This is a genomic window from Nocardioides sp. (genome assembly GCF_036405735.1).
In the GTDB taxonomy this organism is placed as follows: Bacteria; Actinomycetota; Actinomycetes; order Propionibacteriales; family Nocardioidaceae; genus Nocardioides.
Genome location: NZ_DASWXC010000036.1, coordinates 1 through 7,382, shown reverse-complemented (window position 1 = coordinate 7,382; position 7,382 = coordinate 1). Strand labels below are relative to the sequence as shown.

The following is a 7,382-nucleotide window of genomic DNA, read 5'->3' as shown; positions in this document are numbered from 1 at the left end:
CGCCCCACCGACCGCCCGCCGGTGGGCGCCTGGTCCTCCGCGCTCGTCTGATCCCTGGCCTCACCCATCGCGGTCAATCCTGCCCTGCGGCACCGACCCCGACCTGACAGCACCCCGGCTGATGGGTGAAGATGTCGCCCGTGACCACCACGACCGCGCCGACCACCGCTGCAGCGTCCGGCGGCACCGTCGACCCGGCTCTCGTCGACGCCGCCCGCGCCGCGCTCACCGAGGAGGTCGGCCCCGGCAACGCCGGTGACGTCGGCCGCCACCTCGGCCAGGTGGCGGAGAGCGAGGACGGCACCGTCTCCTCGCAGCTGTTCGCCTGCGAGCGCGCCGGGTACGTCGGCTGGCACTGGTCGGTGACCGTGGTCCACCTCGCGGACGGGCCGGTCACGGTCGACGAGGTCGTCCTGATCCCGGGCGACGCCGCGATCGTCGCCCCGCCGTGGGTGCCCTACCGCGACCGCATCCGCCCGGGTGACCTCTCCCCGGGCGACCTGCTGCCGGTCTCCGACGAGGACCCGCGCCTGGTGCCGACGTACGCCTTCGGCGACGACCCGCTCGACCCCGACGCCAAGGCGCAGATCCGCCAGGTCGCCAAGGACCTCGGCCTGGGCCGCGTGCGCACCCTCGGCCCGGTCGGCCACGACCTCGCCGCCCAGCGCTGGTACGCCGGGCCGGGCGGGCCGGGTGCCCCGATCGCGCAGTCGGCCCCCGACCACTGCCACAGCTGCGGCTTCCTGGTGCGCCTCGCCGGCTCGCTCGCGGAGTCGTTCGGCGTGTGCGGCAACGGCGACGCCAACGACGACGGCCGGGTCGTCAGCATGGACCACGGCTGCGGCGCCCACTCCGAGGTGCGGCTGGCCAAGAAGCACGAGCCGCAGCCGGTCCCGGAGCCGGTCTGGGACACCCTGACGCCCGACGAGATCGAGCTGTTCTAACCCTCGGACGGGCTGCTCAGGCCCGGTCGCCGTGGCGCGCCCGGCGCCGGCAGTACTCCCAGCCGAACAGCCCGAGGCCGAAGCCGGCCAGGCAGGTCCACAGCACCCAGCCCTCGCCGTTCTCCCGCAGCTCGCCGTAGAACGGCAGCAGCGCGACGAACGCCAGCGCCCACAGCGCGGTGCCGACCATGATCGTGCGCACCCCGTCGACGTCGAGCGGCTCGACGTCGGCGATGAGGTAGGTCCGCTCACCGATGCGGTGCGCGGCCGGCTGCTCCTCCTCGAACTGCGTCACGCTCCGCACCCTACTCGCCACCCGTAGGACATGGACGAGGACGTGAGCGAGGACGCGGCCGTCGGCACGGAATAGTTAGCACGGCTAACGAGTTAGGCTAACGATATGCCGACCAACGCCATCGCCCGCACCGACGCCGGACTCGCCTCCGTGCTCCGGCTCGCCGTCATGCGGCTGCGTCGCCGGCTGGTCGCCGAGCGCGACCCGGCCAACGACCTGTCGCTCGGGGCGATGTCGGTCCTCGGCGGTCTGCTCGTCCACGGCGAGGCGACCGTGGGGGAGCTCGCCGCCCGCGAGCGCGTGCAGCCGCCGAGCATGACCCGCACCGTCAACGCGCTGGCCGAGGGCGGCTACGTCGAGCGCCGCCCGGGCGACGTCGACCGCCGCCAGGTCCACGTGGCCATCACGCCCCTGGGTGCCGAGACGGTCAAGGCCGACCGGCGCCGCCGCGACGTGTGGCTGGCCCGCCGCCTCGCGGCACTGACCCCCGACGAACGCGCCGTCCTGCGTCAGGCGGCCCCGATCCTGGAGAAGATCGCCACCGAGTGAGCCCTACCTTCCGAGCCCTCGCCAACCCCAACTACCGGCTCTACTGGGCCGGCAGCGTCGTGTCGAACACCGGCACCTGGATGATGCGCATCGCGCAGGACTGGCTGGTGCTCGTGCCGCTGCACGGTGGCGGCACCGCCGTCGGCCTGACGACCGCGCTGCAGTTCCTGCCCGTCCTGCTCCTGACGCCGTACGCCGGCGTCGTGGCCGACCGCTTCCCGAAGCGGCGGCTGCTGCAGCTGACCCAGGCGAGCATGGGTGTCGTCGCGCTGCTCATCGGCCTGGTCGCGGTCACGGGCAACGCCGAGCTGTGGCTGGTCTACGCCTCCGCCTTCGCGCTGGGCGTCGGTGCCGCCCTGGACGCGCCCGCGCGCCAGTCGTTCGTCTCCGAGATGGTCTCGCGCGAGGATCTCACCAACGCCGTCGGGCTCAACTCCGCCGCCTTCAACGCCGCCCGCCTGGTCGGGCCGGCACTGGCCGGCGTCCTCATCCACGCGTGGGGCTCGGGGCAGGCCGCGACCGGCTGGGTGTTCCTGATCAACGCCGTGTCCTACCTCGCCGTGATCGCCCAGCTGCACCGGATGGACCCGGCGCTGCTGCGCACCGCCGAGCTGCGCCGCGGCGGCCGCGGAGCGCTGCGTGAGGGCATCGCCTACGTGCGCACGCAGCCGAAGATGCTGTTCGTGCTCGTGCTGGTCTTCTTCGCCGGCACCTTCGGCATGAACTTCGCGGTGACCTCGGTCCTGATGGCCACCGAGGTCTACGGCAAGGGCGCCGGCGAGTTCGGGCTGCTCGGCTCCGCGTTGGCGGTCGGCTCGCTGACCGGCGCGCTGCTCGCGGCCCGCCGCACGCGCATCCGGCTCCGGCTGCTGGTCGGTGCGGCCGTCGGCTTCGGGGCCGCCGAGATCGTGGCCGGCTCGCTGCCGTCGTACCTGCTGTTCGCGCTGTTCTGCCCCGTCATCGGCCTGCTGATGCTGACCCTGCTCAACAGCGCCAACGCCACGATGCAGCTGGAGTCGGACCCGCTCATGCGCGGTCGGGTGATGGCCCTCTACATGACCGTCGTGCAGGGCGGGACGCCGCTCGGGGCGCCGCTCATCGGCTGGCTGGGGGAGGCGTACGGCGCCCGCGTGGCCCTGTGGGCGTGCGGCGCCCTGACCATCCTGGGCACCGCGCTCGGGATCGCGCTGCTCGCCCGCCTGCGAGGCGGTCTCGCCAGCGTTTTGACCCCCTCTGGGGCGGCCGGTAGCCTTGGTCCTCGTGTCTGGGACAACCAGGCCGTCGTGCGTGCTCGGCAGTAGCCACGAACCAGACTGTGGATCCCGACGCGACACGCCCGACCTCGGGGGCGAGACGGGCCGCTGGTTGGTAGCGCACCACCTCGGCACGAGCCACGCGAGTGGCAGCACGATCCTGCAGGGCAAGGTGCCCCGTAGTGAGAGCAGAAAAGAAGGGGAACCACCCGGTGCCCACTATTCAGCAGCTGGTCCGCAAGGGCCGCCAGGACAAGGTGTCGAAGAACAAGACGCCTGCCCTGAAGGGGTCTCCGCAGCGCCGTGGCGTCTGCACCCGCGTCTACACCACCACGCCGAAGAAGCCGAACTCCGCCCTCCGGAAGGTCGCCCGTGTGCGCCTCTCCTCCGGCGTCGAGGTCACTGCCTACATCCCCGGCGTGGGCCACAACCTCCAGGAGCACTCCATCGTGCTCGTCCGCGGCGGTCGTGTGAAGGACCTGCCCGGCGTCCGTTACAAGATCATCCGCGGCACGCTCGACACCCAGGGTGTCAAGAACCGCAAGCAGGCCCGGTCGCGCTACGGCGCGAAGAAGGAGAAGTGAGATGCCTCGTAAGGGTCCCGCTCCGAAGCGGCCGATCGACGTCGACCCGGTCTACGGCTCGCAGCTGGTCACCCAGCTCGTGTCGAAGGTCCTGAAGGACGGCAAGAAGCAGGTCGCCCAGCGCATCGTCTACACCGCCCTCGAGGGCTGCCGCGAGAAGACCGGCACCGACCCCGTCGTCACGCTCAAGCGCGCGATGGACAACGTCAAGCCGGCCATCGAGGTCAAGTCCCGCCGCGTCGGTGGTGCGACCTACCAGGTCCCGATCGAGGTCAAGGGCACGCGTGGCACCACGCTCGCGCTGCGCTGGCTCGTCGGCTACGCCCAGGACCGTCGCGAGAAGACGATGGCCGAGCGCCTCATGAACGAGATCCTCGACGCGAGCAACGGCCTCGGCGCCGCTGTGAAGAAGCGCGAGGACACCCACAAGATGGCCGAGTCGAACAAGGCCTTCGCGCACTACCGCTGGTGATCCGACGTCGGGGCGCGTCAGCTGACGCGCCCCGGCCGGTCACCTTGGACCTGCTCCATCCCATACTTTCGAAGGAACGCTGAAGACAGTGGCTGTCGACATCACCACGGACCTCAAGAAGGTCCGCAACATCGGCATCATGGCGCACATCGACGCCGGCAAGACCACCACCACCGAGCGCATCCTGTTCTACACCGGCATCACGTACAAGATCGGTGAGGTCCACGAGGGCGGCGCCACGATGGACTGGATGGAGCAGGAGCAGGAGCGCGGCATCACCATCACGTCGGCCGCGACGACCTGCTGGTGGAAGAACCACCAGATCAACATCATCGACACCCCCGGTCACGTCGACTTCACCGTCGAGGTCGAGCGCGCGCTGCGCGTCCTCGACGGTGCCGTCGCGGTCTTCGACGGTGTCGCCGGCGTCGAGCCGCAGTCGCAGACCGTGTGGCGCCAGGCCAACAAGTACGCCGTCCCGCGGATGTGCTTCGTCAACAAGCTGGACCGCACCGGCGCCGACTTCTACCGCGTCGTCGACTCGATCGTCGAGCGGCTGAACTCCACCCCGCTGGTCCTGCAGATCCCGATCGGTGCCGAGGCCGACTTCATCGGCGTCGTCGACCTGGTCGAGCAGCACGCCAAGGTCTGGCGCGGCGAGACCCAGATGGGTGAGGACTACACCATCGAGGAGATCCCCGCCGACCTCGCCGACAAGGCCGCGGAGTACCGCGAGAAGCTCGTCGAGACCCTCGCCGAGGCCGACGACGAGATCATGGAGGTCTACCTCGAGGAGGGCGACGTCTTCGACGTTCCCACCCTCAAGGCCGCCATCCGTCGCGCGACGCTCGCCGACAAGCTGAACCCGATCCTCACCGGCACCGCGTTCAAGAACAAGGGCATCCAGCCCCTGCTCGACGCCGTCACCGACTACCTCCCGTCGCCCGTCGACGTCGAGGCCATCGTCGGCCACAAGCCGAACGCCGAGGACGTCGAGATCACCCGCAAGCCCAGCGACGCGGAGCCGTTCTCCGGCCTGGCCTTCAAGATCGCCTCCGACCCGCACCTGGGCAAGCTGATCTACGTCCGGGTCTACTCCGGCAAGCTCGAGGCCGGCACCACGGTGCTCAACTCCTCGAACGGCCGCAAGGAGCGGATCGGCAAGGTCTACCAGATGCACGCCAACAAGCGTGAGGAGATCGCGTCGGTCGGCGCCGGCCAGATCGTCGCCGTCATGGGTCTGAAGGACACCAAGACCGGCCACACGCTGTCCGACCCGGCCAACCCGGTCGTGCTCGAGTCGATGACCTTCCCGGCCCCGGTGATCGAGGTCGCCATCGAGCCGAAGACGAAGGGCGACCAGGAGAAGCTCGGCGTGGCGATCCAGCGGCTCGCCGAGGAGGACCCGACCTTCGTCGTGAAGACCGACGAGGAGACCGGCCAGACCATCATCGCCGGCATGGGCGAGCTCCACCTGGAGATCCTCGTCGACCGCATGAAGCGCGAGTTCAAGGTCGAGGCGACCGTCGGCAAGCCGCAGGTCGCCTACCGCGAGACGCTGCGCCAGAAGGTCGCGAACCACAGCTACACCCACAAGAAGCAGACCGGTGGGTCGGGCCAGTTCGCGAAGGTCGTCATCTCGGTCGAGCCGAACATCGACCCCGAGACCGGCACCGGCGCGGGCTACGAGTTCGTCAACAACGTCTCCGGCGGTCGCGTGCCGAAGGAGTACATCCCCTCGGTCGACCAGGGCGGCCAGGAGGCCATGGAGTTCGGCGTCCTCGCCGGCTACCCCATGGTGGACGTGAAGTTCTCGCTCGAGGACGGCGCCTACCACGACGTCGACTCCTCCGAGCTCGCGTTCAAGATCGCCGGCAACCAGGCCTTCAAGGAGGCCGCGCGTCAGGCGAAGCCGGTCCTGCTCGAGCCGATGTTCGCCGTCGAGGTCACGACCCCCGAGAGCTTCCTCGGCACCGTGATCGGCGACATCAACAGCCGTCGCGGCCAGATCCGTGCGCAGGAGGAGCGCTTCGGCGACATCGTCGTCAGCGCCCTCGTGCCGCTGTCCGAGATGTTCGGGTACGTTGGCGACCTGAGGTCCAAGACCTCCGGCCAGGCTTCGTACGCGATGGAGTTCGACTCGTACGCCGAGGTTCCCACGAACATCGCCGACGAGATCATCAAGAAGGCGCGCGGCGAGTGACCCAGCCTGCGGGCTGAATCGCTGGCCGACGTACCCTCGGCACCACCCAACTCAAGTACGAGTCACGTAAGAAAACCACACCAGGAGGAGCCCCAGTGGCTAAGGCGAAGTTCGAGCGGACCAAGCCGCACGTCAACATCGGAACGATCGGTCACATCGACCACGGTAAGACCACTCTTACCGCGGCGATCACCAAGGTCCTGCACGACAAGCACCCGGACCTGAACCCGTTCACCCCGTTCGACGAGATCGACAAGGCTCCCGAGGAGCGTCAGCGCGGTATCACCATCTCCATCGCGCACGTCGAGTACCAGACCGAGGGGCGCCACTACGCGCACGTCGACTGCCCCGGTCACGCGGACTACATCAAGAACATGATCACCGGTGCCGCCCAGATGGACGGCGCGATCCTCGTGGTCGCCGCGACCGACGGCCCGATGCCGCAGACCCGCGAGCACGTGCTGCTCGCCCGCCAGGTCGGCGTGCCGGCCCTGGTCGTCGCGCTCAACAAGTGCGACATGGTCGACGACGAGGAGCTCATCGAGCTCGTCGAGATGGAGGTGCGCGAGCTCCTCAACGAGTACGAGTTCCCGGGCGACGACATCCCGGTCGTGCGCGTTGCGGCCTTCCCGGCCCTCAACGGCGACGCCAAGTGGGGCGAGTCGGTTGCCGAGCTCATGCAGGCCGTCGACGACTACATCCCGACCCCGGAGCGCGACACCGACAAGCCGTTCCTCATGCCCGTCGAGGACGTCTTCACGATCACCGGTCGTGGCACCGTCATCACCGGTCGTATCGAGCGCGGCATCGTCAAGGTCGGCGAGGAGGTCGAGATCGTCGGCATCCGCGAGACCTCGCAGAAGTCGACCGTCACCGGCGTCGAGATGTTCCGCAAGCTGCTCGACGAGGGCCAGGCCGGCGAGAACGTCGGTCTGCTGCTCCGTGGCACCAAGCGCGAGGACGTCGAGCGCGGCATGGTCGTCATCAAGCCGGGCACCACGACCCCGCACACCAACTTCGAGGCCTCGGTCTACATCCTCTCGAAGGAGGAGGGCGGCCGTCACACGCCGTTCTTCAACAAC

Annotated in this window: 8 protein-coding genes; 7 read left to right on the top strand and 1 reads right to left on the bottom strand. The window is 69.4% G+C overall.

Translation table 11 applies throughout. The features are described from left to right. Positions 1–131 precede the first annotated feature (131 nt). A complete protein-coding gene (locus VGE38_RS05340) occupies positions 132–944 on the top strand; it encodes a DUF3027 domain-containing protein (RefSeq protein WP_331141498.1) in 813 nt (270 codons plus the stop codon). 16 nt (positions 945–960) lie between these two features. Here VGE38_RS05340 and VGE38_RS05335 read toward each other — a convergent pair whose 3' ends face one another. Then, positions 961–1,239, bottom strand: coding sequence for a DUF2530 domain-containing protein (locus VGE38_RS05335; protein ID WP_331141497.1), 279 nt, complete (start codon positions 1,237–1,239; stop codon positions 961–963). Positions 1,240–1,344: 105 nt separating this feature from the next. Here VGE38_RS05335 and VGE38_RS05330 point away from each other — a divergent pair, with 105 nt between their 5' ends. From VGE38_RS05330 to tuf, 6 genes are all read left to right on the top strand, one after another. After that, on the top strand, positions 1,345–1,788 hold the full coding sequence (locus VGE38_RS05330) for a MarR family winged helix-turn-helix transcriptional regulator (protein WP_331141496.1): 444 nt from the start codon (positions 1,345–1,347) through the stop codon (positions 1,786–1,788). Beyond that, a complete protein-coding gene (locus VGE38_RS05325; RefSeq protein ID WP_331141495.1) occupies positions 1,785–3,089 on the top strand; it encodes an MFS transporter in 1,305 nt (434 codons plus the stop codon). Before VGE38_RS05330 ends, VGE38_RS05325 begins: the two co-directional genes overlap by 4 nt. A gap of 164 nt (positions 3,090–3,253) precedes the next feature. Continuing rightward, on the top strand, positions 3,254–3,625 hold the full coding sequence (rpsL, locus tag VGE38_RS05320) for a 30S ribosomal protein S12 (protein WP_028660598.1): 372 nt from the start codon (positions 3,254–3,256) through the stop codon (positions 3,623–3,625). A 1-nt stretch (position 3,626) separates the two neighbouring features. After that, positions 3,627–4,097 carry a 30S ribosomal protein S7 gene (gene rpsG / locus VGE38_RS05315; protein ID WP_331141494.1) on the top strand — a complete coding sequence of 157 codons (471 nt, stop codon included), beginning with the start codon at positions 3,627–3,629 and terminating at the stop codon, positions 4,095–4,097. A 139-nt stretch (positions 4,098–4,236) separates the two neighbouring features. Beyond that, positions 4,237–6,300, top strand: coding sequence for an elongation factor G (gene fusA, locus VGE38_RS05310; protein ID WP_414690893.1), 2,064 nt, complete (start codon positions 4,237–4,239; stop codon positions 6,298–6,300). Between the two features lie 95 nt (positions 6,301–6,395). Next, positions 6,396–7,382: elongation factor Tu (gene tuf, locus VGE38_RS05305; protein WP_331141492.1), on the top strand; the 987-nt coding region annotated here is incomplete at its 3' end.

Coding starts and splice junctions, on each gene's coding strand:
- VGE38_RS05340 (WP_331141498.1), top strand. CDS start 132: ATGTCGCCCGTGACCACCACGACCGCGCCGACCACCGCTGCAGCGTCC.
- VGE38_RS05330 (WP_331141496.1), top strand. CDS start 1,345: ATGCCGACCAACGCCATCGCCCGCACCGACGCCGGACTCGCCTCCGTG.
- rpsG (WP_331141494.1), top strand. CDS start 3,627: ATGCCTCGTAAGGGTCCCGCTCCGAAGCGGCCGATCGACGTCGACCCG.
- fusA (WP_414690893.1), top strand. CDS start 4,237: ATGGCGCACATCGACGCCGGCAAGACCACCACCACCGAGCGCATCCTG.